The organism is Nonomuraea sp. NPDC003754, assembly GCF_053605785.1.
On sequence record NZ_JBSGJX010000023.1, the window covers coordinates 43,375 to 68,207 of the forward strand.

Below are 24,833 nucleotides of genomic sequence, written 5' to 3' on the forward strand. Positions count from 1 at the left end.
GAGGACCGCGGCGTCGCGGGGGTGGAGGGGGCTCGCTAGTCCTTCATGCCGGTGGCGGCGATGCCCTGGACGATGTGACGTTGCGCGATGAGGAAGACCACGATCAGCGGGAGGATCGTGACGACGGCTCCGGCGAACAGCGCCGGCAGGTTGATCGTCTGCGAGGTGAGGAAGGTGGACAGCGCGATCTGGGCGGTCCACGACTCGGGGTCCTGGCCGATGACGAGGGGCCAGAGGAAGGCGTTCCAGCTCTCCAGGAACGACAGCGCGCCCAATGAGGCGAGCATGGCGCCCGAGTTGGGCAGCGCGACCCGCCAGTACACGCCCAGATGGCCCAGGCCGTCCAGGCGGCCCGCCTCCTCGATCTCCTGGGGGAACTTCAGGTAGAAGTTGCGGAACAGCAGCACCGAGAACGCGTTGAACAGGCCCGGCGCGATGACGCCCCACAGCGTGTCGACCCCGCCCATCGCGCTGACCAGCACGAAGGTCGGCACGAACGTGGCCGAGGTGGGGATCATCAGCGTGACGACGATGAAGGTCATGACCACGCCGCGGCCGGGCACGGGAATGCGGGCCAGGGCGTAGCCGGCCATGGAGCCGAGCATGGTCGAGACCGGCGCGGTGACGATCGCGATGACGAAGGAGTTCCAGAGCGCGTTGCCCATCGGCACCGACGGGTCGTCGAACACGTCCTTGAAGCCCTGCAGGCTGAAGGGGTCGGGCAGCCAGTGCCAGTCCAGGTCGGTGATCTGCGTGCCGGACATCAGGGCGGCGCGCAGCATGAAGTAGAACGGGGCGAGGAACAGCGCGGCTGCGACGCCCAGGGCCAGGTACGCCAGGGCCGTCCCGAGGTTCTTGCGCATGTCAGTCCCTCCGGCCGAACCCGACGAGGCGGCCCTGCAGCAGGGTCACCAGGACGATCAGCAGGGTCAGCAGGAACGCCCCCGCCGAGCCCACGCCGTAGTTCTGGTCCTTGAGCGCGGAGTCGTACAGGAAGACCAGCGGCGGCCGCACCGGGGCGGCGGAGCTTCCGGCGGCGGTGACGAAGATGTTGTAGAACTCGTCGAAGGCCTGGAACGCGGCGATGAGGATGAGCATGAGTATCGCCACCGAGGTGTTGCGCAGCATCGGCAGGGTGACGTGCCGGAACTGGCGCCACCGGGACGCGCCGTCCAGCGCGGCCGCTTCGTACAGGTGGCCCGGGATGGCCTGCAGGCCCGCCAGGAAGAGGATCATGTAGAGCCCCACCTGGAGCCAGAGCCGCAGGGTGACGATCACGATCCAGTACAGGGGCGGGTCGCTGCTGGCGATCCAGGGCCGGACGTCCCAGCCGAAGAGCCCGCCGATGGTGTTGGCGACGCCGGACGGCAGGCCGTTGAACAGGCTCATCTTCCAGATCAGGGCGGCGACGACGTAGGAGACGGCGGCCGGGAGGAGGAAGGTCGTGCGGAAGAAGGCCCGGCCGCGGCGCAGCCCGTTCAGCAGGACGGCGAGCCCGAGCGAGATGCCGAAGGTCACCGGCACGATGAAGATCGTGAACAGCACGATCCCGGCCATCGAGGACCGGAACGCCTCGTCCTCCAGCAGGAACGCGTAGTTGTCCAGGCCGACCCACGAGCCCAGGTCGACGGAGCCGCGCGCGTCGCTGAAGCTCAGCAGGAAGCTCCAGCCGATGGCGATGTACTTGAACAGGCCGAGGCCGACGAGCATGGGCGCGGTCAGCAGGGCGAACGCCCCGAAGGCCGACCAGTCGGTCCGCCGCGCGCGGCGGACCGGCCGGGCCTCAGCCGGTCGCGAGGCGGTGGCCGCGCGCCCGGTCGTGACGGTGTCGGGCATCGTCAGGCCAGCTGCTTGTCGAGTTCGGCCTGGCACTTGGCGGCGGCCTGGTCGAGCAGCGTCTTGGCGTCGCCGCCGTTCTTGGCGACCTCACGTACGGCCTGCGCGAACGCCGAGTCCATCGCGGTGTTCCACAGGTTCGGGTACGCCCTGCCGGTGTTCGCCAGGATGTCGGCGGCGTCCTTGGCCGGGCCCGAACCGAACTCGGTGGTCTGCGCGGCGACGCTCTTCCGCGCCGGGACGTGGAACCCGTAGCTGACGCACCAGTCCTTCTGCAGGTCCGCCTGCTTGATCCAGAGCCATTCGATGAACTTCTTGGCCTCGTCGACGTGCTTGCCCCTGGCGCCGGCGACGGCGAACCAGCCGCCCACGCGGGAGACGGCCTGGCCGGTGTCGCCGAACTTCGGCCACGCGACGACGCCGAAGTCGTCGCCGAGCGCCTTCTTGATGGCGGGCATGGCCCACAGGCCGCACCACTGCATGGCGGTGGCGCCCTGGATGAACGCGCCCGGGTCGTACCAGTCGGTGGTGAAGTCCTGCAGCAGCGACTTGTCGTCGTGCAGTTGCTTGAGGCCGGCGATCGCGGCGACGCCTTCGGCCGAGTTGAAGGCGACCTTCCTGCCTTCGGGGTCGAGCAGGTCGCCGCCGTTCGACCACAGCAGCAGGTAGGGGGCGTTGCCGAGGCCGTCGGAGCCGACGAACAGACCCTTGCGCTCGCGGCTGGTGAGCTTCTTGGCCGCGGCGGCCAGCTCGGTGAACGTGGTGGGCGGCGTGACCCCGGCCTGCTGCAGGACGCTCTTGCGGTAGTACAGGACCATCGCGTCGTCCATCATCTTCAGGCCGTAGAGCTTGCCGTCGGAGGAGGCGGAGTCCAGCGCCACCTTGGTGTACTCACCCTGCTGGCCCTTGACGATGTCGTCGAGCGGCGCGAACAGGCCGTTCTTCACATCGATGTACTGGAAGTCGCCGATCTCGAACAGGTCGGGCGCCTGCGGGGTGAGCAGCGTCGAGTGCAGCTTCGCCGAGTAGTCACCCGCGATCCAGGTGACCTTGATGGCGACGTCCGGGTTGGCCTTGGTGTACTCCTTGGCGTATCGGATCGCGGCCTGCTGGGTGCCGGCCTCGCCGTAGGCGTGGTACCACTGCTCCAGCATGATCTTGGCTCCGGCCTTGGCGGCGTCGTCCTTGCCGCAGGCCGCCAGCGCCATGCCGCCGACGAAGAGGAGCGACCCGCCCAGGAAGGCGCGGCGGGAGGTGGTGAAGGTGTTCATCGGGGGGTTGGTTCCTTTCTGCAGGGCTGCAGGGGCGGAGGCGCCCTGTCGGCCACGGGGTGGGCCTTCTCTTGGCGGCCGCGGGGTGGGCCCTTCTCCGGGGACCGCGGTGTGGGCCTTTTCTGGGGTACGGCTTCTGGGGTACGGCGCTAGCCGGCGGGGGTGACGAGGGACTGGACGGCGACGGCCGCCGCGCCGCGCGCCCACTCCTCGAACGGCAGCGGGCGGATGATCAGGCCGCACCGCCCCGCGCTGCCGTAGGCCTGGGCCGCGAACGCCTCGCGGATCGACTCCTCGAGCAGGTCGTAGGCGTCGAGCCCTTCGCCGGAGACCACGAGACGTTCGGGGCCGAAGAGGTTGGCCACCACGGCCAGCCCGAGCCCGATGGCCTGGCCGACGGTGCCGAAGACCTTGCGGAGCACCTGGTCGCCGGAGCGGGCCCGCTCGACGGCCTGGCTGATCGTGAGGTCCTCGACGCCGGTGGCCCGGCGGGCTTCGGTGATCAGGGCCTGGGTGGAGGCCAGCGCCTCCAGGCAGCCCATCGCGCCGCAGTGGCACTGCGGCCCCTCGATCCCGATCGGCACATGACCGATCTCGCCGGACACGCCGAACGCGCCGGAGATGAGACCGCCGTTGGCGACGAACGCGCTGCCGATTCCGGTGCCGACGGTGACCAGGGCGAAGGAGGAGGCGCCGATGCCCTCGCCGAACCACTGCTCGGCGACCGCGAGGGCCTTGACGTCGTTCTCCAGGGTCGTGGTGAGCCCGGTGGCCTCCTCGAGGAGGGCGGCGAGCGGGACGTCCCGCCAGCCGAGGAACGGTGAGTAGCGGACGGTGCCGGTGTCGCGGTCGGCGTCGCCGGGGATGGCGACGCCGAGCCTGCGGGTCCGCTGCCGGAAGTCGGGGTGCTGGTCCAGCAGCTCCGTGACGAGCGCGGCGATGGCCGCGACGACGTCGGCGGGTTCCATGGGGGCGCCCGGGGCGTCGGTCCGCACGTCGAAGCCGGGGACGGGGTGGTGACGGGCGGCCACGACCCGGGCGCCGAGGTCGGTGACCACGCCGATGAGATCGTCACCGGTGATCTTGATGCCGACGAAGTACTCGCGTTCCGGCACGATCGCCAGAGGGCTGGCGGGCCTGCCCGCTCCGGGGGCGGTCCGCTCGACGGGCGCCAGTTCCTTCAGGTATCCCGCGTCGATCAGCGGCCGCGCGGTCTTGGTCACCGCGGCCGGTGACAGACCGGCCAGCCGGGCGAGGTCCACCCTGCTCACCGGGCCGAGGGTGAGGACCATGGTGAAGATCGCGGCGGCGGTGGGGCCGGTGATGGGCGTCCCGGGGTCCTGGCTTCTCGGCATGCCGGTCACCGTAGAGTCAACTAATTAATGTCGTCAAGAATTTAATTCCGAGCGTTCACGCCCTACACTTCCCGCATCGTCGCCGATCGTGCGAGGAACGCCCCGTCATGCCCGAGTACGCCGCCCGGGTTACGGTTGTTGCCCACCTGGACGGATGGAGGTGCCGCGCATGAGCCCGTGGCAGGCGATCGCCGCGGCGGCCACCACGTTCAGCGAGTCCACCCCCGCCTCCATCGCGGCCGGGCTCATCGGGATGCACACCTGCTCGTCGGCCTCTCGCAACCAGCGCGAGGACAGCCCGTCCCCCTCTGACCCGAGCAGCAGCGCCACCCGATCACGCATCTCGACAGCATCTATAGGTATGACCTTCTGATCAGGAGTCAACGCCAGCGTCTGGTAGCCCGCCGCGCGGATCTCCTTCAACCCCTCGTACCAGTTGTCCATCCGCGCGTAGGGGATCGCGAAGACGGCGCCCATCGACACCTTGACCGACCTTCTATAGAGAGGGTCAGCACAGCGCGGCGAGAGGATGATCGCGTCAACCCCGAGAGCGGCCGCGCACCGGAAGATCGCCCCGACGTTTCCGTGGTCGACCAGATCCTCCAGGACCACGATCCGCGACGCGCCCGTGAGCGTCTCGGCCACCGGCGCCACGGGCAGCCGCTCCATCGAGGCCAGCGCTCCCCTGTGCACCTGGAAGCCGGCCACACCCTGCATGACCTCCTCGGAGACCACGTAGACGGTCGCGCCGCCGAGCACGTCGGCCAGCGACTCGAGCCAGCGTTCGGTGGTGAGGACGGAGCGCACGGGATAGCCCGCGCCGATCGCCCTCCTGATCACCTTCTCCCCTTCGGCGACGAACAGGCCCTGCTCGGCCTCCAGGCTCTTGCGCAGTTCCACGTCGCGCAGGCCGGTGAAGTCGGACAGGCGGGGGTCGTGGGCGTCGGATACGTACTCAGGCACCGTCGAATACTGCCATGAGCCGCCTGAGCTGCCAGATCCCGGCATAGACGATGAGCACCAGGCACGACCCGACGAGCGTTCCCGCGCCGAGTCTGGTGACCAGGGAGGCCAGCCCGCCGTCCGGCGGGTTCAGCAGGGGCCAGCAGACCGCGCCCGCCACGGACCCGGCCACGCCCGCCCACAGCACCGCCCGCCGTACCCGCTCGGGCAGGACCAGCCCCTCGGGCGGGGGCACGTCGGCCATCCGCGACAGGCCGCGCCACGCCCACCAGGTCACGAAGGCCAGGCCGACGACCGAGGAGATGTACTGCAGCAGCCGGAAGACGGTGACCACGCCCAGCACCTCGTGGTCGAGCCACGTCCACCCCCAGATCGCCGAGCTGTAGGAGTGGGTGAAGGAGTCCCAGAACACGTGGGTCGCCGCCCCGGCCGCCGCGCCCGCCACGAGGGGCAGGATCCGCGGGGCGGGGCGCAGTGAGGCGGCCCTGCCCACCAGGTCCGGCGGCAGCAGCGCGACGAGCGGCAGCCGGAACAGGCCCGCGAAGGCGGCCACCAGCACGCACACCACGAGCGGGTCGACCGTGACGACCCAGGCCGGGGAGTGCCAGAGCGAGTAGTCGGGAAGGAAGGGCAGGAAGATCGGCAGGTCGGGCACCATCGCGCCGAGCGCGAGCGCCCACGGATCGAGCCACCGCACCCTGAACAGCGGGACGACGGCGGCGACATGGCTCGGTGTGAACGGCACGGACACTCCCCTGTGATGTTTGACCGAGCTTTGCACAGAAACGCCACCATAACGGAGGGTAGTGAGTAGTGTACGGAGCGCTGTCATTGACCGCGTGATAGGGAGATCATGATGCCTGACTGTCTGGTTTCCGCACCGGCCCCGTCAGCCGCCTGGCTCCGCGACGCGGCGCGGGCCCGCGTCCTGTCGGTCGTCACGCTGGTGTGGCTCGGCCTGGAGAGCACGCTCGGCCTGGCGGCCGGGCTGTCCGCACACTCCGTCGCGCTGATCGGATGGGGGCTGTCCTCCCTCGTCGAGGCGCTGGCCAGCCTGATCGTGGTGTGGCGTTTCACCGGCTCGCGGACGCTGTCGCCCCATGCGGAGGAGCGGGCCAGGCGCGCGGTGGCGGTGAGCTTCTGGCTGCTGGCGCCGTACCTGGTCGCGCACGTGTTGTACGACCTCGACGCGGGCCACCGCGCGGCGCCGACGGTGCTCGGCGTCGTGGTCACGTCGGTGAGCCTGGTGAGCATGCCCGTGCTGGGGCTGGCCAAGCGACGGCTGGGCGCCCGGCTACGTTCGCCGGCCACCCGCGGGGAGGGCGCCCAGAACCTCATCTGCGCGGCGATGGCCGCCGGTGTCCTGGCGGGTCTGTGGCTCAACTCCTTCGGCGTCTGGTGGGCCGATCCCGCGGTGGCGACGGCTCTCGCGGTGGTCGCGGTGCGCGAGGGAACGCGCGCGTGGCGTGGTCACGACTGCTGCCACTGACCGGCACGCTGGGTAATCGATGCACCACATCACTGGTTTTGCCACACCAAGCGCACCGAGTATCGTTCGGTCAGCGCCGCGGAGTTTCTCCCGGTATGGTGACCCGAACTTATCGACACCAAAGAGGGCAACGTGGGGCGACACCGTACAGACGAGCTCGATGACGGCTACACCTCCCCGCGCCGGCGCCCCAGCAGAGGGCGCGGCAGAGTACTGGTCCCCCTGGCGGGTGCCGTGGCACTCGCCGTCCTGCTGGGTGTCGCCGCCTTCGTCCTGTTCACCAGGGAGCGCGGCTGTTCGGGCGATCCGCTCGCGCTGCGCGTCGTGGCCACCCCTGACATCGCGCCCGCGCTGAACAAGATCGCCGGTTCGTTCAACGAGACGGGCAAGGCCGTGGACGGCAAGTGCGTCGGCGTGACCGTCGTCAAGGAGTCGGCCGCCAAGTCGGCCAACAGCTTCGCCAACGGCAAGCTCGACGCCGACATGTGGATCGCCGACTCCAGCCTGCTGGTCGACATGCTGCGCGAGGCCGAGTCGGGCGTCACGCTGCCCGCGCCCACCGGATCGGTCGCCAGTTCCCCCATCGTGCTGGTCGCCGCCAAGAGCGCCGCCGCCAACCTGACCAAGAGCCTGAAGCCGAGCTGGCAGAGCCTCATCAGCGTGACGAACGTGGCCAACGCCGACGGCGTCGCCAAGAAGATCCGTGTCCTGGCGCTCGATCCGGCCAAGAACTCGGCCGGGCTGGGCGCGCTCGTGGCCGCCGCGGGCGCGGCGAAGAAGGCGGGGCTGGGTGACGAGCAGCTCGTCGGCGCGCTGAAGAAGCTGTCGGAGCAGATCGCCGCCGACCCGAGCGCGCTGCTGGCCAGCCTGACCGTCAAGTCGGGCAGCAGGGTGCCGATCGGCGTCGCCTCCGAGCAGAGCATCTGGGCGCACAACAACAAGAAGTCCGCCTCACCCGTCGTCCCGCTCTATCCCGAGGACGGCACGCTGAGCCTCGACTACCCCGTCGTCGTCACCGCGAAGGACGCCGCCACGCAGAAGGCCGCCGCCGCCTTCACCCAGCAGCTCGCCACGGACCCCGCCAAGAAGACCCTGCGCGACCACGGCTTCCGCACGCCCGACGGCAAGGGCGGCGGCGCGCTGGCCGCCGACAAGGGCTTCGAGCAGGCCGCTCCCCAGGCGCTGCCCTCGCCCGACACCAGGAACGTGGCGAGCATGCGGCAGACCTGGTCGCGCCTCAACCTGGGCACCAGGATGCTGGCGCTGCTCGACGTCTCCGGCACCATGGCACTGCCCGTCCCGGGCGCGGGCATGACCCGCATGCAGGCGATCACCAAGATCGCCGGCGAGGGTCTCGCGCTGTTCCCCGCCGACAGCGAGATCGGCGTCTGGAGCTTCTCGACGCTGCTCGACGGCCAGAAGGACTACAAGGAGCTGGTGTCGGTCGGACCGTTGAGCGAGATGGTCGACGGCGTGCCCCGCAAGCAGATCCTCGGCCAGCAGCTGGCCACGGTGCAGGCCAAGGCCACCGGCGACACCGGCCTCAACGACACGCTGATGGCCGCCTACCAGGAGATGAAGGACACCTACGAGCGCGACAAGATCAACACGATCCTGATCCTGACCGACGGCGCCGGCAACGACGACCCGACGGGCAAGGTCACCAACGCGCAGATGGTGGAGTTCCTGGAGAAGGAGTACGACCCCAAGCGCCCGGTCAACCTGCTGATCATCGCCTTCGGGCCGGACGCGCCCAAGGGCAGGAAGCAGATGGACGCGCTGGCCGCGGCCAGCGGCGGCGAGGCCTACATCGCGGAGAACATCCTCGATGTCCGCAAGTTCTTCGTGCAGGGCATGAAGCGGCGCCTGTGCGCGCCCGACTGCCGCTGACACAGGCACCGATACCCGGTCGTTATGCCAGGGCAACCCCCCTCCAGGAGGGGACGTCCTACCCGCGTGGGGCTGTGAGAAGGAGCTCGCCCGCGGGGAGGAAGATCCGTGCCCGGATGGCCTACTGTCGACCGCGCCGACGATCACCGGCTGGTGATGGCGCTGCGCCGGGCCGACCCCGACGCTCCCGCCCACCTCTACGACGCCTACGCCGAGCGGCTCCACGACTACGCCTGCTCGCTGACCGGCGACCGCGCCGCCGCCGCCGAGGCCGTGCACGACGCGCTGGTGACCGCGCAGGGCCGTACCGACCAGCTGAAGGAGAGCGGCAGGCTGCGGGCATGGCTGTACGCCCTGACCCGCTTCCAGAGCGTGGCCAAGACCCCCCGGACGCCTGGCACCCCGCCCCCCGTGCTCGACGACCCCGAGGACCCCGAGCTGGCCGAGCTGGTGCACGAGGCGCTCGGCGAGCTGAGCAGGGGCGAGCGTGAGGTCCTCGAGCTCTCGTTGCGGCACGGGCTGACCCCTTCGGAGGTGGGGGCGGTGCTCGGGCTGACCTCCAGGCAGGCCGCGACCAGGCTGGGCAGGGCGCGCGACCATCTGGAGAACGCGGCCGCGGCGGTCGTGCTGGCCAGGACGGGACGCGCCCACTGCCCCGACCTGTCGGCGATGGTCGACTCGTGGGAAGGGCCGCTCACGCCGATCCTGCGCCGCCGCCTGTCGGGGCACATCGGCGGCTGCGAGGTCTGCACCGAGGGCAGGCACCGGCACGTCTCGGCGGGCAGGCTCCTCGACATGGTGCCCGTCGCCTTCCCGCCGATCTCGCTGCGCCGCAGGGTGATCGAGACCTGCACCAGCCCGGAGCGCGACCAGACCCGCACGTTGATCACCGAGCGCGGCGACAGCTTCGACAGGACGGGTTTCCCCGTGATGGCCGAGCGCCGCTCCCGCCGCAGGCCGCGCCGCCTGGCGCCGGTCCTGACCGTCGGGGCGTGCGTGCTGGCCGCCACCGGGGCGATGATCGTGATGAACGGCCAGGCCGAGCCCGCCGCCCTGCGCATCGCGCCCACCACCGCCCTTTCCGCCGATCCCTCCGCCGCTCCCTCCGCCGACGAGCCGGCGCCTGCCGACCCCTCGGCTGAGCCGCTGGCCGAACCCGAAGCGCTGGGCGACGGCGAGGAGACGGTCGAGCCGACGCCCTCGGCGGGCCGTACGGAGGAGCGGGCGCCCCGGTCGCGGACGGCGGCCAGGCCGGTGCGAACCCCCGCCGCCCTGCCGTCGGCCCGGCGCCCGGCTCCGTCGGTCACCCGCACCAGGCCGCCCGCGCCCGCGGCCAGGCTGTCGGTCACCTGCCCGGGAACGGTCGCGGGAGCGGGCACGGTACGGCTGGCCGCGCGCGACGCCGCCGTCACCTGGACCGCGGGCGCGTCGGACGGGCTCGACGTCTTCCCCTCCGGCGGGTCGATCAAGGCGGGCCGGTCGGTGTCGATCTGGGTGACGGTCAACGATCCCGGCTCCGGCGGCGCGGGAACCGTCACGATCAGGTCCAACGGCGGCGGTGGTTCCTGCGCCGTCTCCTGGAGCGGGCAGGACGGCCATGTCCCCGAGCCGACCGACGATCCGCCCTCTTCTGTACCGTCCGAAACACCGGACCCAGGTGTGGCGCACAGCACGGCGACGCATGAGGCGCAAGGTGATTAAGAGCTCAATTTGGCGACAATGACCAACAAACCCGACTTCGCGCGATGATGATCTCCCGCGATAGGGCAAGCTAGTGGGCCTGGGGGCCACGCAGTGTGGGACGCTCTTGACAGTGTGTTGAACAACACATTGGAATCTTGGCATGTCCGGTAAACCTGGAGCTGCCGTCAGACGTCGGCATTGACGAGCCCGAGACATGGTTGATCCCATGAACTATGTGATCAGTCACGTCTACGCCAGCTAGCAACCGGGAGTGGGGAGATGATCAGCAAGTGGAGGGCGCTCACGTGGGTGCTCGCGGCCGCGTGCATCGCGGGGGCGGTGATCGCGCTCGCCGATATCCAGACGCCATTGCGTCCACTTCTGATCTCTTTGTTCCTCTTGGTCGTTCCTGGTGCTGCGGTAGTCGGACTGTTGCGTGATCGTGACCCTCTTGCCGCACTATCAGTAGGAGCCGCGGCGAGTCTCGTCCTTAACGTTCTCCTTGCCCAAGCCATGCTTCTGTTCGACGCATGGTCCCCACGGGCCGGCGTTGCGACAGTCGCCGTGCTCGCTGGGTTCATGTACGTACTGCGCGTGTTGTATCGGGGGAAGAACATGCAAAGCGATCTGGGGGCGAGGTCACGGTGAGAATCTCGATCGTTCGCCCCGGCGAACTCGGCGACCCCGAGCGGGTTCGATGGCGGGAGCTGCAGAAGGCGGACCCCTCGCTGGACAACCCCTTCCTGTCGATCGAGTTCGCGCTCGCCATGGATCGCCTGCGTGACTACGTGAGAGTGGCCGTCATCCACGACGGCGACTCGATCGCCGGTTTCTTCCCCTACGAACGGCACAGCTTCGGCATCGGCAAGCCGCTCGGCGGCTTCCTCACCACGTGTCATGGCCTGATCTCGGCCCCCGGGCTGAAGATGGACACGAAGGCCCTCCTACGGGCCGCCAAGCTGAGCGTCTTCGACTTCGACCACATGGTCGCCGGTCAGCCGACGTTCGCGCCGTACGAGACCGACGTCCGGCCCGCTCCGATCATGGACTTCTCCGACGGCTTCGACGCCTGGATCGAGCAGGTCAAGAGCAACTCGCCGAAGAACCTGAAGACCGTGCGCTACAAGGAGCGCAAGCTCGGCAGGGAGCAGGGCGAACTGCGCTTCGAGTACGGCACGGCCGATCCCGAGGTGCTGCGCGTGCTTCTGAACTGGAAGTCCGACCAGTACCGCAGGACCGGCAGGGTCGACAGGTTCGCCCAGCCGTGGATCGTGGAGCTCATCGACCTGATGCACGCCGAGCGTTCCGCCGACTTCTCCGGTGTCCTCACCATGCTCTACGCCGGTGACACTCCGGTGGCAGGCCATTTCGGACTGCGCACGGCGACCACCCTGGTCGGCTGGTTCCCCGCCTACGACACCGAGTTCGCCCGCTACTCCCCCGGCATCGTGCACCACCTGCAGATGGCCGAGCACGCGGCGCGAGCCGGACTGCTCGCCGTGGACATGGGCAAGGGCGGCAAGGAGTACAAGGACTGGCTGAAGAGCGGAGTCCTCTACGTCTCCGAGGGACGGGTGTCCCGCCCGTCCGCGGCCGCCGCCGTCCACTGGATCGGCAGGACTCCCGTGAACAAGGCGCGAACAATCGTGCTGGACCGACCGTCTCTCTATAAGGTGGCCGATCGCGTACTGAAGGGATTCGGGCGGGTGCGCACGACTCTGCAGTCCGATTCGTCATCGGAACGAGTGGCCAAGGAACCCACGGGAGCGCGCTGAGCGCTCTCGTCCCTCGGCAGTACAGCACCACCAGCACGAGCACCAGCACCATTTGCACCACCAGCACCACCAGCAGCACCAATGGCACCCTCACTCCACTTGGACCCTTCATGCACCGTTCGTCACTTCTGCCATTCCTGACGATCCGTGTGATCGCGGATGGCCCCGGGTCCGTACGGCAGCGACAGGTCCCGGAAGGAACTAGCGCACCATGAGTCCCGACATCATCAAGACCAACGGCCACAAGGTCCAGGGCGCGGCCCTGCGATCGATGCCGCCGATCGAGCGGTTCACACCGCTCACGCCTCACCTGGCCATCTCCCCGACCGTCAGCGTGGTGGTGCCCGCGATGAACGAGGCGGAGAACCTGCCGCACGTCTTCGCCACCATCCCGCAGTGGATCGACGAGATCGTGCTCGTCGACGGCAACTCCGTCGACGACACCGTGGCCGTGGCCCGCAGGCTCAGGCCGAACGTCAAGATCGTCACCCAGACCGGCAAGGGCAAGGGCGACGCCCTGGCGGCCGGGTTCGCCGCGTGCACCAGCGACATCATCGTGATGATCGACGCCGACGGCTCCACCGACGGCCACGAGATCATCTCGTTCGTGGGCGCGCTCGTCACCGGGGCCGACTTCGTCAAGGGCTCGCGCTACATCTCCGGCGGCGGCAGCGACGACCTGACCTTCAGCCGCTACTTCGGCAACAAGGTGCTGACCACGCTGGTCAACGTCTTCTACCGGACCAAGTACACCGACCTGTGCTACGGCTACAACGCCTTCTGGACCCGTCACCTGCCGGTGCTCGACCTCGACTGCGACGGCTTCGAGGTGGAGACGCTGATGAACGTGCGCGCCGCCAAGGCGGGCCTGCGCGTGCACGAGGTGCCCAGTCACGAGCGCTGCCGGATCCACGGTGAGAGCAACCTGCACGCCGTCCGCGACGGCATCAGGGTGCTGAAGACCATCCTGCGCGAGCGGCGCCGCCGTCCCGCGCGGCCCGTGCCCGAGCCCGCCACTCGCCCGGCGGCTGATCGGGGCGTCGCGTAAAGGTCCGTCATGAAAAGTTCGGTCGTCATCTGCGTCTACACCGAGGACCGCTGGGAGGACATCAGGGAAGCGGTGGAGTCCGTCGAACGCCAGCGGCGTCCCGCGCATGAGCTGATCCTGGTCGTCGACTACAACCCGGATCTGCTGCTCAAGCTGAAGCGGGCCTATCCACGCGCCATCGTGGTGGAGAACGCCCACGACAAGGGGTTGTCGGGCGGCAAGAACACCGGGGCCGACGTGGCGACCGGCGACATCGTCGCCTATCTCGACGACGACGCCGTGGCCGACGCGGGGTGGTTGGAGGCTTTGGAGGAGGGCTTCCAGGACCCCGCGGTGGTCGGCGTGGGAGGCAGGACCGACCCACTCTGGCAGACCGGCAGGCGCCCCGGCTGGTTCCCCCACGAGTTCGACTGGACCGTGGGGTGCAGCTACCGGGGCATGCCCGCCGTACGGTCGCCCATCCGCAACGTCATGGGCGGCAACGCCGCGTTCAGGCGTCAGGCCGTCGGCGAGGTCGGCGGCTTCCACAGCGGCATCGGCCGCAGCGTGCAGGGCCGCAAGAGCCGCCCGCTGGGCTGCGAGGAGACCGAGTTCTGCATCAGGCTCGCCCAGCGCAGACCCGGTTCCGTCATGCTGTACGAGCCCGCCGCGGTGATCGGCCACAAGGTGCCGGCCCAGCGGGCCACCTTCGCCTACTTCCGTTCCCGCTGCTACGCCGAGGGCCTGTCCAAGGCCCTGGTCACGCAGAGCGTCGGCACGCAGGACGGGCTGAAGAGCGAGCGCGCGCACGCGCTGAAGGCGCTGCCGCTGGGCGCGTTGCGCGGCCTGGGCGACGCGGTGCGCGGTGACGCGTCGGGGCTCGGCAGGGCCTTCGCGATCGTGATCGGGCTGGCCTGGACGACCTGGGGTTACGTGGTCGGCTCGGCCCGGCTGAAGGCGGTGCGCGCATGATCAGGGTGCCGATCCTGATGTACCACTCGATCACCGAGCGGCCCAACCAGGACACCAGGCCGCACGCGGTGCGCACCTCCGACTTCGCCGAGCAGGTCGACTACCTGTCGACGCGGGGCTTCACCCCGCTGACGGTGGCCGACCTGGTCGCCGCCGTCCACAAGAACAACGGCCGGTCGCTGCCCGACAAGCCGGTCGTGCTCACCTTCGACGACGGCTACGCCGACTTCCACGCCAACGCGCTGCCGATCCTCGAGCAGTACGACTTCCCCGCCACGGTCTTCCTGACCAGCGGCTGGGTCGCCGACGCGGGCAAGGACGCCGCGGGCCGCCCGCTCGACGACATGCTCACCTGGGGCCAGGCGCGCGAGATCGCGCAGTCCGGCATCGAGATCGGCGGCCACAGCCACAGCCACCCCCAGCTCGACCAGCTGCCCGACGCCGAGCTGCGGCAGGAGCTGCGCAGGAACAAGGGGCTGCTCGAAGACAGGATCGGCGCGCCGGTCGCCACGATGGCCTACCCCTACGGCTACTCCAGCGCCAGGGTGCGCCGCGAGGTGCGCAGAGCGGGCTACTGGGCGGCCTGCGCGGTCAACAACGCGCTGGCCGCCGACCGCCACGACCTGCTGGCCATCCCGCGGCTCACCGTGGGCAGGCAGACGTCGATGAGCATGTTCAGGCGCGCCGTCGAGGGCTCCGCGGTGCCGTTGATCTACCTGCGGGAAAGGGTGCTCACCAAGGGCTACGCCGTGGTGCGGCGGACCAGATACGGGCTGCAGCGGGTACGCGGGAATGTCTGAGCGAACGGTCCTGCACAAGCTCCTGCAGGACCTGCGCAACCCGCTGTTCCGCAACGGCTACGCGCTCATGGCCAACACGGCGATCACCGCCACCCTCGGCATGGGCTACTGGCTGCTGGCCACCCGCTTCTACACCCCCGAGGAGTTCGGCAGGGGCCAGGCGCTCATCACCGCGATGCGGCTGTTCGCCTCGCTGACCGCGCTCGGCTTCGTGGGCGCGCTGGCCAGGTACATCCCCGTCGCGGGCCGCGGCACCGGCGCCGTCATCCTGCGCGGGTACGGCATGGCGGCCGCCACGGGCGGCGCCGCCGCCGTCGGCTTCCTGCTGACGCTGCCGGTGTGGGGCGACATCTACGCGGTGCTCGGCACTCCCGCCATGAGCCTGTTCTTCCTCGGCTCGGTGCTGGTGTGGTCGGTGTTCACCCTGCAGGACGTGGCGCTCACCGGGCTGCGCCAGGCCACCTGGGTGCCGGTGAACAACCTGGTCTTCGGCGTGGTCAAGATGGCCCTGCTGGCGGTTCTGGCGAGCCGGCTGCCCGACGGAGGCATCTTCGTCTCCTGGATGATCCCGACGGCGATCGCGCTCGTCCCGATCAACTTCCTGATCTTCGGCATCCAGGTGCCGCGGCACATCCGCGCGACGGCCGAGCAGAACGCCGATCCGCCGCGGCTGCGCGAGATGGGCAGGTTCCTGGCCGGCGACTTCCCCGGCACGCTGTCGATGCTGGCGATCGTCTACCTGGTGCCCGTGCTGGTCGCGGCCAGGCTGGGCGAGGCCGCCTTCGGGCGCTTCTCCATGGCGCACACGCTGGGCTGCATGATCGAGCTGCTGGCGATGAACATGGCGGTCTCGCTGACGGTGGAGGGCTCGTTCGACCGTTCGAGCCTGGCGGCCAACGCGAGGAGGTCGCTGAAGCGCGCCCTGATGATCATCGGACCGATCATCGGCGTGGCGCTGGTCGCCGCCCCGCTCATCCTGACCATCTTCGGCTCGGAGTTCGCCGTCGAGGGCACCACGCTGCTGCGGCTGATGGCGCTGGCGGTCCTGCCGAGGGTGCTCATCGAGGTCTACCTGAGCTCGTTGCGCGCGCTCGGGCAGGCGCGGAAGCTGGCGGTGGTGCAGATCGGGTTGGCGGTGCTCGTGCTCGCCTCGATCATGGCGCTCTTCCCGGTCGCAGGCGTGAACGCCGTGGGATACGGTCTTCTCTTCAGCGAGATTTTGGTAGCGTTGTTGATCTTCAGAAGTCTCCGTAAAATTCTCAGACATGGCGATACCGGGCAACCACGCGTCACGCAAGCGTCGCCCGAGGTCGCATGATGGTCAACGTGAGGCAACCGGCGGGCGAGGCGATGGCAAGGGACACGACCGGCACGTCCGCGGCTTCTGACGCCGCGGAGGTGGAGGAGAGCGACGTGTCGGAGGAGCCCGGCTTCGACCCCGACGCCACCGGCGTGATCCCCCGGATCACGATCCCCCTGGACGAGCCCGCCACTCCCGAGGCCGGTGCCCGTGAGCCGGGCGCCCCGGACGAGGACGCCGCCCCGCCACCCGGCGACCCGGAGGCCGACGACCCGGAGATCGCCGAGGACGAGGCCACCCAGGAGAGCGCCCTCCCGCAGGCGGCGCAGGCCTCCGACGACGAGACCACCGGGGAGAGCGCCCTGCCGCAGGCGGCGCAGGACGACGACGAGGACGACGTCACCCTGGAGACCGCCCTGCCCGGGCGGGACGAGGGCGACGGCGACGAGACCAACCCCGTCATCCGGCCGCCCGATCCGGAGCCGGAGCTCGACGACGTCACCGAGGTCACCCAGGTCGTACGCCTGCCCTCGCCTGCGCCCCGGACCGGCGCGCAGCCCGAGGAGGCCGCTGACGAGCAGGAGGACGGCACCGAGGCCACGACCGTCGCCAAGCGCGTCCCCGTCGCCGAGTTCGCGCACGTCGGCCGCGCCCCCGAAGCCCTAGAAGCCCCCGAAGCCCCCGAAGCCCCTGAAGCCCCTGAAGCCCCCGGAGTCCCCGAAGCTCCAGACGCGCCCAGGACGCCTGCCGTACCGCAGCGGAAGCCCGCCGCCCCGGGGTGGGGCGCGCGGCTGGCGGCGCTGGCGCAGAGCGCGCCCCGCTGGCTGCCGGTCGTGCTGGTCATCGAGGGCCTGCTCATGTACGTCCTGGCGCTGCGGGTCTCGCCGGGGCCGCTGCGGGGCGTCGACCCCGCCGACATCAGCGGGCTCGGGCTGATCTCCGCGATGCCGTTGAGCGCGTTCTTCGCGATCATCCTCATGATCGTCTCGTTCTTCATGACGGTCACGCAGAGCACCGACCGCAAGTTCCTGCTGCTGTTCCAGATCGCCGCGATCACGTTCGCCCTGCACGGAGCGGGGGCGATCGTGGCCGAGGCGCCACGCTTCCCCACCGCGTACGTGCACGCCGGCTTCGTCGACTTCATCTCCAGGACCGGCGAGACGGCCATCTCCCTCGACGCCCGGATGGCCTGGCCCGGCTTCTTCGCGCTCTTCGCGTTCGTCGGCAAGGCGGCGGGCATCACCGACTTCACGACGATCCTCAACTGGACGCCGCTGCTGTCGAACCTGCTCTACCTGCTGCCCTTCGTGCTGATCCTGCGCCAGGTGGTGGCGACCACGCGGGCCAGGTGGTTCGCGGCACTGCTGTTCATCCTCGTGCAGTGGATCGGCCAGGACTACTTCTCGCCCCAGGGCTTCACCTTCGCCCTCTATCTGGCCTTCGTGGCGATCCTGCTGCGCTGGTTCGGCAAGGTGGAGACGCGCGCCAGGCCGCTGCCGGCCAAGGGCCGCATCCGCAGGCTGCTGGCCAAGCTCGACACGATGCTGCCCGGCGAGCTGGCCTACACCGGCACCTTCAGGGCCGACAAGCTGCTGATGCTGCTCATGCTGATCGCGCTGTTCTTCGCCGCGACGGCCTCGCACCAGATCACCCCGTTCATGATGCTGGGCGTGCTGACCGCCTTCCTGCTGGTCAAGCGGACCTCGCTGACGTGGGCGCTGCCGTTCTTCTTCGGCCTGGTGGTGCTGGCGTGGATCAGCTACCAGACGGTCGGGTTCTGGCAGGGCAACATGGACGCCATCTTCGGCGGCATCGGCCGGCTGCTGGAGAACCTGCAGCGCGGCACCGGTGACCGGATCGCGGGTAGCGACCCCATCCACGCGCTGGTCCTCAAGACGCGTCTCGGCATCTGCGCGGTCGTGCTGCTGCTGGCGGCGGCGGGTCTGTTCAGGCGGCTGCGCCGGGGCGTGTTCGACAGGGCGGCGCTCGTCCTGCTGTGCGTGCCGGTGCTGGCCATGGGCCTGCAGAGCTACGGCGGCGAGATGGGCCTGCGGGTCTACATGTTCATGCTGCCCGGCGCCTGCCTGCTGGCCGCCTACGCCTTCTTCCCCAACCTGCCCGCCGACGGCGAGGACGCCTCCGACGAGACGGTGCCCTTCCGCAAGCGCAACGTCAGGTTCCACCCGCGGACCACCAGGATCGTCTCGATCGTGCTGGCCGCGTGCGTGGCGGTCGCCCTGTCGATGGCCTTCCTCATCGCCCGCTACGGCAACGAGAAGTTCGAGCGGGTGACCGCGGGCGAGGTCGCCGCGATGCGCTACGTCTACGAGCACGACCAGCCGAGCGCCAGGGTGCTCTACCTGACGCCCAAGCTCGGCCCCGAGGTCACGCCGATCCTGCCGTGGGGCGAGAAGGACTTCGAGAAGGTCGACTTCACCCAGCAGGCGCTGGTCCACAAGGACCCGACCGACATCAAGGGCGTGGTCGACAAGCTCAAGAGCAGCGAGCGCAACACCTTCCTGGCCGTCACCCGGGGGCAGGCCGCCTACCTGCAGCTGAACGAGGGCTACCCGGACGACTGGTACCAGCGGTTCGTGGCCGCGCTCGACGGCTCCAAGGAGATCAAGAAGGTTTACTCCAACGAGAGCGCCGCGCTCTACACGTGGAAGAAGTTCGTCAAGGGCACCGAGATCCCGTCGCCCCGTTACGCCAGCGGCGGTCCCGGCGATCCTGGCTCTCCTTGGAGCGTCGTCGGCGTGCTGGCCCTGGCCGTCACCTGGCTGGCCCTGTTCTCCTACGAGGTGATCCGCCTGCACGGCAGGGACAAGGCGCCGCGAGCCCGCCGCAGGCTGCTGTGGGTGGCGGTGCCGGCGTTCGTGATCGCGCTCGCCGTGATCGTGGAGCGATTCCTCTACATCGGTCTAAATATGTTCCACTAAATTCTGAAAAGTCACAGCAAACCCTTAGGTTGCGAGATGATGTCCCCTTGATGTGGACATCATCTCGCGCGTCCGGAGACCGGATCGCCGCCGTCGACGCGCTGCGTGGCTTCGCGCTGCTCGGCATCCTTGCCGTCAACATCGCCTTCCTCGGCTCCGGCTACCGGATGGCGGGCCTGCCGGAACCAGGGTTCGACGGCCCCCTCGACTGGGGGGTGCGCTGGTTCGTCACCATGTTCCTGGAGAACAAGTTCTACCTGCTGTTCTCCTTCCTGTTCGGCTACAGCCTCACCCTGCAACTCGACTCGGCCGCCAGGCGCGGCGCGGCGTTCTCGCCGATGTTCCTGCGCCGGCTGGCCGGGCTGTTCCTGTTAGGCCTCGCGCACGGCGTGCTGCTGTTCCCCGGTGACATCCTGGCCACCTACGCCGTGGTCGGGCTCGCGCTGCTGGCGTTACGGACGCTCCCGGCGCGGACCGCGCTGATCGCGGCCGTCACGCTGACGTCGTTGCTCGCCGTCGCCTTCGTCCTCGCCGCCGTGGCGGCCGGCCTCGGCTTCCATGTGCCGGGCACGGGTTCGGGCGGGGTGGCCGAGGCGCTCAGGACCGACATGCTGCTGCGCGGAGGACCCGGGATGATCATCGCCGAGCACCTGCACGAGCTGTCGATGATCGCCGTACTGCGTGTGCTGTTCCAGGGGCCCGCCGTCCTGGCCGCGTGCCTGGTCGGGCTCGCCCTCGGCAAGCAGGGCGCGTTGCGCGCGCCGAACCCGGCGACGCTGCGCACGCTCCAGCGCTACGGCTTCACGGTGGGGATCGCCGGCCAGGCCATCCACGCCTACTCGACCTGGGGCGGCTCGAGCGGGGTGCTGCGCCTGCTCGGCCAGGCGGTCGACCTCGTCACCGCGCCCCTGCTGGCCGCCGCCTACGCGGCCACGCTGCTGCGCCTGCTGCCGCACCTGCCGCGCCTGGGCCGGCTGCTGGCCGCTCCCGGCCGGATGGCGCTGACCAACTACCTCGGGCAGTCGGCCATCTGCTCGCTGATCTTCACCGGGTACGGCCTGGCGCTCGTCGACCGGGTCAGCCCGCCCGCCGAGATGCTCGTCGCGCTCGCCGTCTTCGCCTTCCAGGCGGCCGCCAGCCACTGGTGGCTGCACCGCCATCGTTACGGCCCCGTGGAGTGGCTCCTGCGCGCGCTCACCTACTGGAAGATTCCCGCGAAAAAAGTGCAACCGACCTGAGGGGGCCGGTGTTTCAGGGGATGTATCGACATTCACTGAAAGGTTCACTCATGGATCTGCAGCTCTCCGGCCGCGTGGCCGTCGTCACCGGGGCCTCCAAGGGCATCGGCCTCGCCACCGTCGCCACCCTCCTTCAGGAGGGGGCGAAGGTCGTGGCCGTCTCCCGCAAGAGCAACCCCGAGCTCGACGCGCTGGCCGGACCCAACCTGACGCACGCCGCCATCGACCTGATGGACCCCGACGGGCCCGCCGCCGCGGTGCAGCGTGCCGTCGAGGTCTACGGCGGGCTCGACATCCTGGTGAACAACGCCGGCGGCCCGCCGCCCGGCGTGAAGCTCCCCCGTTTCAGCTTCCTGGCGCCGACGGACGCCGACTGGCGGGAGATGTTCGAGTTCAACCTGTTCGCGGTCGTGCGGGCCGTACGGGCGGCGATCCCGCACCTGCTGGAGCGCGGCGGCGGCGCGATCGTGAACGTCACCACCGGCGCGGTGCGGCAGCCCGGCGCGATGAACGTCGACTACCAGGCGGCCAAGGCGGGCCTGCTGAACGTGTCGAAGGCGCTGTCGGAGGAGTACGCGCCGCAGGGCATCAGGGTCAACACCGTGGCCCCCGGCCCGGTCAGGACCGCGTGGTGGACGGAGGAGGGCGGCGCCGCCGACATCCTCGCCGGAGTCACGGGCGCCGACCGTGACAGCGTGATGGACACGGTGGCGCCGCAGATGATGAACCTGGCGACGGGCCGGCTCGTCGAGCCGCAGGAGGTCGCCGACGTGATCGCCCTGCTGGCCTCACCCCGCTCGGCCAGCACGACGGGCGCGGAGTTCGTCGTCGACGGCGGGTTCCTCAAGGCCGTCTAGCCGGTGCTGCCGCGCTGGCTCCACTTGATCTCGTAGGGCCCGAAGGTGAACTGCTGCCCGTCCACCGTCGCCGTCAGCTGCGCATCGGTGGTGTTGACCATCACCATCTGCTGCGGCTGGGCGAGCACGCGCACCTTCGGGTCGCTCGAGGTCACCTGCTCGAGCCGCACGTCCGCGGGGAACCACTTGACGAACCCGCTCAGCAGGCCCGCCATCGGCATCTCCTCGCCGGTGCCGGGCACCCACAGGCAGGCGTGGCACGCGCCGGCGTCCTTCTTGTGCGGGTTCCAGTAGAGCGCGGTGGTCACGCCGCTCTTGGCGAACTCCATCATCGCGGTGGCCTGCACCGCGGCGGTCCGCTCCTCGGTCCAGCCGGTGTTCTCCGGCTCCATGTAGTACTCGGCCCACCAGACGGGCAGGTCGGGGGCCTGCTGCCGCAACCACGCGGTGATCGCGGTGAACTTGGCCGTCGCGCTGAACTCGTTGGGGGTGGGCGGCTGGTCCCTGGTCATGGTGGCGCCGTCGATGACGACGAAGTCGGCGCCCTTCTTGTTCTTGATCCAGTACTCGATGGCGCCGAGCACCCGCCGGTCGACGGTGCCCCACGGGCCGGTGACGGGCGATTCGCCCGCCGTCGGCGCGTGATGGTCGATCGGCACGTACGGCCCGCCGACCTTGATCTCGGGGTTGACCTGCTTCAGCGCGTCGTAGACCTTGTTGTAGAGGTCGGTGTAGGACTCGGCGTCCCAGGTGTTGGTGGTCTGGTTCCAGAAGCCCTTGAACTCGTTCCAGACCATGAAGTGCTTGACGGTCGGGTAGCGCTTGGCGACGGTCGCGGCCAGCTTGGCGTAGTCGTCGAAGTGCTCGCGCCGGGGGGCGGTGGTGGCGTTCTTCGTCCAGTCGGTACGGCCCGGCGTGCCGCCCCTCATCCAGTCGGGGGCGCAGCACAGCGTGATGATCGGGATGCCCCGCGTCTCGGAGATCAGCTTCATCCGCCGGTCGAGGTCACGGAAGTCGTACCGGCCGGGGCTCGGTTCCGGGTTGCCCGCTCCCCAGCCCATGACGTGCTGGTTCTGCAGCATCGGCTCGCGGCCGAGCACGTTGGCCGCGCCGTTCTTGCCCTCGTCGGTGTCCTGGTCGGCGCTGTACTGGGTGTGGGTGACGCCCCAGCGCGGCCAGCCCTCCGTGACGGGCGGCGCCGCCAGCGTGGGCGCCGCCTGCGACGGCGGGATGGTGGCCGGTTCGCCCGAGGCGCCCCTGGTCCTGGTGCCCGCGTAGATCATGATGCCGGCGACGAGGATCACCGCGACGACTCCGGCGGCCAGGGCGATCGGCCACGGGGAGCGCCGTTGCGCGTGACGGCCGTTCGTCGGTATCACCGGGGTCCTCCTGAAGCGTTCCAACATGACGGAGCCGGGTCGATGTGCCCGGCTTTCCACCAAAGGTAACCGGCTCGGTTACAGAACGCTTGAATGTTGCTCTACCGATTAGCTGGGAGTCGGCGGCCGCTGCCCTCCGGCGGGCCCCGGCACGCCAGCATATCGGTAGGGCACCGGCGGCCTGCCTGGCTGGACGATCAGCAGGGTACCGGGGTCATTGGTGTAGAAGGCCGCTTCCACGGCGCCCGCGACGTCCTCCGCCGTGAGCAGCGGGAAGCCCGCGCCGACGAACATGTCGCGCTGCCCGGCGACGAGCGGGGTGTCGGTGAAGCCGGGACACACCGCGCTGATCCTGATCCCCGTCCTGGCCAGCGGTTCGGCCAGCGCCCTGACCAGGCCGACGACGGCGTGCTTGGTCATCGTGTAGACGGGGTCGCCGTCGTAGCCGACCAGGCCGGCCAGCGAGGCGGTGACGACGATCGCGCCGCCGCCCGAGCCCGCCAGCACGGGCACGGCGGCGTTGACGCCGAAGACGACACCGTCGACGTTGACGCCCATGGCGCGGCGGTAGCGCTCCAGGTCGAAGGCGGCCAGGTCGACGCCGCCGGCGATGCCCGCGTTGAGGTGGACGAGGTCGAGCCTGCCGTACCTCTCGACGGCCAGGTCCACCGCGCGCCGCGAGGTCTCGGGGTCGCTGACGTCGCCGGCCAGCCACGCCCCGCCGACCTCCTTGGCGACGCGTTCGACGCCCGCCTCGTCGAGGTCGACGAGGAGGCATCGCGCCCCTCCCGCCGCCATCCTGCGCGCCACCGCGGCGCCGATGCCGCTGGCGGCTCCGGTGATGAGGACAACGCTGCTCATCGGATCTCCTTCGCTGTCGCTGGTGCGCCCTGCCCGGGCCGGATCACGAGATGCCGTGGTCGAGCGTGCGGTGGTCGAGCGTGCGGTGGGCGCGGGCGAGCAGGAGGGGCACGGCGTCGCCGATGCGGTCGAACCCCTCCCCCACGGTCTTACCCTGCCGGAACCTGGCGTGGATACCCTGCACGATGACCGCGAGCTTGAAGTTGCCGAACGCCACGTAGAAGTCCAGGTCGGCGAGGTCCCTGCCGGACACCTTGGCGTAATGGGCGGCGAACTCGGCGGCGCTGAGGAAGCCGGGGGCGAGCGTGACGTCGCCCGCCACCGGGATCGAGGCGCGCTCGTCGTCCCCGTGGTCGTGCCAGTAGGTGAGCGTGAGACCCAGGTCGGCCAGCGGGTCGCCGAGCGTCGACATCTCCCAGTCGACGACCGCGCGGATCTCCGGTGGGGCGAGCCGTACCAGCGTGTTGTCGAGGCGGTAGTCGCCGTGCACGAGCGTGGCGGCCGAGGTGGCGGGCATGCGCTCGCGCAGGCGGGCCACGAGGCGGTCGTAGACGGGGTCCTCGCGGTCCGCGGAACGGGCCCACTGCTGGCACCAGCGATCGAGCTGTCTGGCCAGGTAGCCGTCGGGGCGGCCGAAGTCGCCGAGGCCCACGGCCGTGTAGTCGACCGCGTGGATCTCGGCCAGCACCTCGGCCAGCCGCTGCGACAGCCGCCTGGTCTCCTCCACCCCCGGGGCGCCCAGCTCGTCCCTGTCGCGGACGGCCGCGCCGTCGACGTGGCCCATGAGGTAGAACGGCACCCCGATCACGTCCTCGTCGGGGCAGAAGGCGAGCGGCGGGGGGACCGGTACCGGCGTGCCGTCCAGGGCGGAGATGACCCGCCACTCGCGGCGCATGTCGTGCGCGGTCGGCAGGACGTGGCCGAGCGGAGGGCGGCGCAGCACCACCCGCTGTTCGGTCGCCTCGATCAGATAGGTCAGGTTGGACCTGCCGCCGGAGATCAGCGACACCGAGACGGGCGCGCCCGCCGCCGGCACGTGCTCGCCCATCCACGCGGCCAGACGCGGCCAGTCAATGCCAGGTACCGTCATGGAACCACATTAGAACCTGGTTCTGTTCACGCCACCAACATGAGAACTCCCTAAATTTGCCAGCAGTGGCGGCCCACCACTCCCCCATATCCCTTAACGTTTGCTGTG

The 24,833-nt window shown here is 69.9% G+C and carries 21 protein-coding genes; 12 read left to right on the forward strand and 9 right to left on the reverse strand.

What is annotated here, in order from left to right; genetic code table 11:
* Positions 1-35: 35 nt before the first annotated feature.
* From ACWEVS_RS26760 to ACWEVS_RS26785, 6 genes are all read right to left on the reverse strand, one after another.
* The gene (locus ACWEVS_RS26760; protein ID WP_449917312.1) at positions 36-863 is read right to left on the reverse strand and encodes a carbohydrate ABC transporter permease; all 828 of its coding nucleotides are present in this window, start codon (positions 861-863) and stop codon (positions 36-38) included.
* Between the two features lies 1 nt (position 864).
* Complete coding sequence (locus ACWEVS_RS26765) at positions 865-1,836, reverse strand: carbohydrate ABC transporter permease (RefSeq protein ID WP_449917314.1); 972 nt, start codon at positions 1,834-1,836, stop codon at positions 865-867.
* Positions 1,837-1,838: 2 nt separating this feature from the next.
* Positions 1,839-3,107 (reverse strand): ABC transporter substrate-binding protein, encoded by a 1,269-nt coding sequence (locus ACWEVS_RS26770; protein WP_452412603.1) that lies wholly within the window; start codon positions 3,105-3,107, stop codon positions 1,839-1,841.
* A gap of 149 nt (positions 3,108-3,256) precedes the next feature.
* A complete protein-coding gene (locus ACWEVS_RS26775; protein WP_452553896.1) occupies positions 3,257-4,462 on the reverse strand; it encodes an ROK family protein in 1,206 nt (401 codons plus the stop codon).
* Between the two features lie 129 nt (positions 4,463-4,591).
* Positions 4,592-5,425, reverse strand: coding sequence for a TrmH family RNA methyltransferase (locus tag ACWEVS_RS26780; protein WP_452553897.1), 834 nt, complete (start codon positions 5,423-5,425; stop codon positions 4,592-4,594).
* Positions 5,418-6,170 (reverse strand): DUF4184 family protein, encoded by a 753-nt coding sequence (locus tag ACWEVS_RS26785; protein WP_452553898.1) that lies wholly within the window; start codon positions 6,168-6,170, stop codon positions 5,418-5,420. Before ACWEVS_RS26785 ends, ACWEVS_RS26780 begins: the two co-directional genes overlap by 8 nt.
* 108 nt (positions 6,171-6,278) lie before the next feature.
* Here ACWEVS_RS26785 and ACWEVS_RS26790 point away from each other — a divergent pair, with 108 nt between their 5' ends.
* The 12 genes from ACWEVS_RS26790 to ACWEVS_RS26845 all read left to right on the forward strand — a co-directional run bounded on the left by ACWEVS_RS26790 (position 6,279) and on the right by ACWEVS_RS26845 (position 21,395).
* Positions 6,279-6,914, forward strand: coding sequence for a cation transporter (locus tag ACWEVS_RS26790; RefSeq protein ID WP_452553899.1), 636 nt, complete (start codon positions 6,279-6,281; stop codon positions 6,912-6,914).
* A gap of 132 nt (positions 6,915-7,046) precedes the next feature.
* Positions 7,047-8,804, forward strand: coding sequence for a substrate-binding domain-containing protein (locus ACWEVS_RS26795; protein ID WP_449917327.1), 1,758 nt, complete (start codon positions 7,047-7,049; stop codon positions 8,802-8,804).
* Between the two features lie 108 nt (positions 8,805-8,912).
* Positions 8,913-10,505: a sigma-70 family RNA polymerase sigma factor gene (locus ACWEVS_RS26800; protein WP_452553900.1), complete on the forward strand. Its 1,593-nt coding sequence runs from the start codon at positions 8,913-8,915 to the stop codon at positions 10,503-10,505.
* Between the two features lie 261 nt (positions 10,506-10,766).
* Positions 10,767-11,135, forward strand: a complete 369-nt coding sequence (locus tag ACWEVS_RS26805; protein WP_354913599.1) for a hypothetical protein — start codon at positions 10,767-10,769, stop codon at positions 11,133-11,135.
* Positions 11,132-12,262 (forward strand): GNAT family N-acetyltransferase, encoded by a 1,131-nt coding sequence (locus ACWEVS_RS26810; protein WP_354913600.1) that lies wholly within the window; start codon positions 11,132-11,134, stop codon positions 12,260-12,262. Before ACWEVS_RS26805 ends, ACWEVS_RS26810 begins: the two co-directional genes overlap by 4 nt.
* Before the next feature lie 211 nt (positions 12,263-12,473).
* Positions 12,474-13,310, forward strand: coding sequence for a glycosyltransferase family 2 protein (locus ACWEVS_RS26815; protein WP_354913602.1), 837 nt, complete (start codon positions 12,474-12,476; stop codon positions 13,308-13,310).
* Positions 13,311-13,319: 9 nt separating this feature from the next.
* Positions 13,320-14,261, forward strand: coding sequence for a glycosyltransferase family 2 protein (locus ACWEVS_RS26820; RefSeq protein ID WP_449917332.1), 942 nt, complete (start codon positions 13,320-13,322; stop codon positions 14,259-14,261).
* Positions 14,258-15,061 carry a polysaccharide deacetylase family protein gene (locus ACWEVS_RS26825; RefSeq protein WP_449917334.1) on the forward strand — a complete coding sequence of 268 codons (804 nt, stop codon included), beginning with the start codon at positions 14,258-14,260 and terminating at the stop codon, positions 15,059-15,061. The genes ACWEVS_RS26820 and ACWEVS_RS26825 overlap by 4 nt, the downstream gene beginning before the upstream one ends.
* The gene (locus ACWEVS_RS26830) at positions 15,054-16,379 is read left to right on the forward strand and encodes a lipopolysaccharide biosynthesis protein (RefSeq protein ID WP_354913607.1); all 1,326 of its coding nucleotides are present in this window, start codon (positions 15,054-15,056) and stop codon (positions 16,377-16,379) included. The genes ACWEVS_RS26825 and ACWEVS_RS26830 overlap by 8 nt, the downstream gene beginning before the upstream one ends.
* An 8-nt stretch (positions 16,380-16,387) precedes the next feature.
* A complete protein-coding gene (locus tag ACWEVS_RS26835) occupies positions 16,388-19,300 on the forward strand; it encodes a hypothetical protein (protein WP_452553901.1) in 2,913 nt (970 codons plus the stop codon).
* A 50-nt stretch (positions 19,301-19,350) separates the two neighbouring features.
* Entirely contained in the window at positions 19,351-20,538 is a 1,188-nt protein-coding gene (locus ACWEVS_RS26840; protein WP_452412596.1) for a DUF418 domain-containing protein, read from the forward strand.
* A gap of 50 nt (positions 20,539-20,588) precedes the next feature.
* On the forward strand, positions 20,589-21,395 hold the full coding sequence (locus ACWEVS_RS26845) for an SDR family NAD(P)-dependent oxidoreductase (protein WP_354913612.1): 807 nt from the start codon (positions 20,589-20,591) through the stop codon (positions 21,393-21,395).
* Here ACWEVS_RS26845 and ACWEVS_RS26850 read toward each other — a convergent pair.
* The 3 genes from ACWEVS_RS26850 to ACWEVS_RS26860 form a co-directional block, all read right to left on the reverse strand.
* Positions 21,392-22,774, reverse strand: a complete 1,383-nt coding sequence (locus tag ACWEVS_RS26850) for a GH39 family glycosyl hydrolase (RefSeq protein ID WP_452553902.1) — start codon at positions 22,772-22,774, stop codon at positions 21,392-21,394. The two genes, ACWEVS_RS26845 and ACWEVS_RS26850, sit on opposite strands and share 4 nt — an antisense overlap.
* Positions 22,775-22,882: 108 nt before the next feature.
* A complete protein-coding gene (locus ACWEVS_RS26855; RefSeq protein ID WP_449917347.1) occupies positions 22,883-23,635 on the reverse strand; it encodes an SDR family oxidoreductase in 753 nt (250 codons plus the stop codon).
* Between the two features lie 43 nt (positions 23,636-23,678).
* Positions 23,679-24,725: a phosphotransferase family protein gene (locus ACWEVS_RS26860; protein ID WP_452553903.1), complete on the reverse strand. Its 1,047-nt coding sequence runs from the start codon at positions 24,723-24,725 to the stop codon at positions 23,679-23,681.
* Positions 24,726-24,833: the final 108 nt, after the last annotated feature.

Excerpts from the sequence above, each read along its gene's own strand:
- ACWEVS_RS26830 (WP_354913607.1), top strand. The coding sequence starts at position 15,054 with ATGTCTGAGCGAACGGTCCTGCACAAGCTCCTGCAGGACCTGCGCAAC.
- ACWEVS_RS26765 (WP_449917314.1), bottom strand. The coding sequence starts at position 1,836 with ATGCCCGACACCGTCACGACCGGGCGCGCGGCCACCGCCTCGCGACCG.
- ACWEVS_RS26770 (WP_452412603.1), bottom strand. The coding sequence starts at position 3,107 with ATGAACACCTTCACCACCTCCCGCCGCGCCTTCCTGGGCGGGTCGCTC.
- ACWEVS_RS26845 (WP_354913612.1), top strand. The coding sequence starts at position 20,589 with ATGGATCTGCAGCTCTCCGGCCGCGTGGCCGTCGTCACCGGGGCCTCC.
- ACWEVS_RS26855 (WP_449917347.1), bottom strand. The coding sequence starts at position 23,635 with ATGAGCAGCGTTGTCCTCATCACCGGAGCCGCCAGCGGCATCGGCGCC.
- ACWEVS_RS26760 (WP_449917312.1), bottom strand. The coding sequence starts at position 863 with ATGCGCAAGAACCTCGGGACGGCCCTGGCGTACCTGGCCCTGGGCGTC.
- ACWEVS_RS26815 (WP_354913602.1), top strand. The coding sequence starts at position 12,474 with ATGAGTCCCGACATCATCAAGACCAACGGCCACAAGGTCCAGGGCGCG.
- ACWEVS_RS26775 (WP_452553896.1), bottom strand. The coding sequence starts at position 4,462 with ATGCCGAGAAGCCAGGACCCCGGGACGCCCATCACCGGCCCCACCGCC.
- ACWEVS_RS26790 (WP_452553899.1), top strand. The coding sequence starts at position 6,279 with ATGATGCCTGACTGTCTGGTTTCCGCACCGGCCCCGTCAGCCGCCTGG.
- ACWEVS_RS26840 (WP_452412596.1), top strand. The coding sequence starts at position 19,351 with ATGTGGACATCATCTCGCGCGTCCGGAGACCGGATCGCCGCCGTCGAC.
- ACWEVS_RS26860 (WP_452553903.1), bottom strand. The coding sequence starts at position 24,725 with ATGACGGTACCTGGCATTGACTGGCCGCGTCTGGCCGCGTGGATGGGC.
- ACWEVS_RS26825 (WP_449917334.1), top strand. The coding sequence starts at position 14,258 with ATGATCAGGGTGCCGATCCTGATGTACCACTCGATCACCGAGCGGCCC.
- ACWEVS_RS26820 (WP_449917332.1), top strand. The coding sequence starts at position 13,320 with ATGAAAAGTTCGGTCGTCATCTGCGTCTACACCGAGGACCGCTGGGAG.
- ACWEVS_RS26805 (WP_354913599.1), top strand. The coding sequence starts at position 10,767 with ATGATCAGCAAGTGGAGGGCGCTCACGTGGGTGCTCGCGGCCGCGTGC.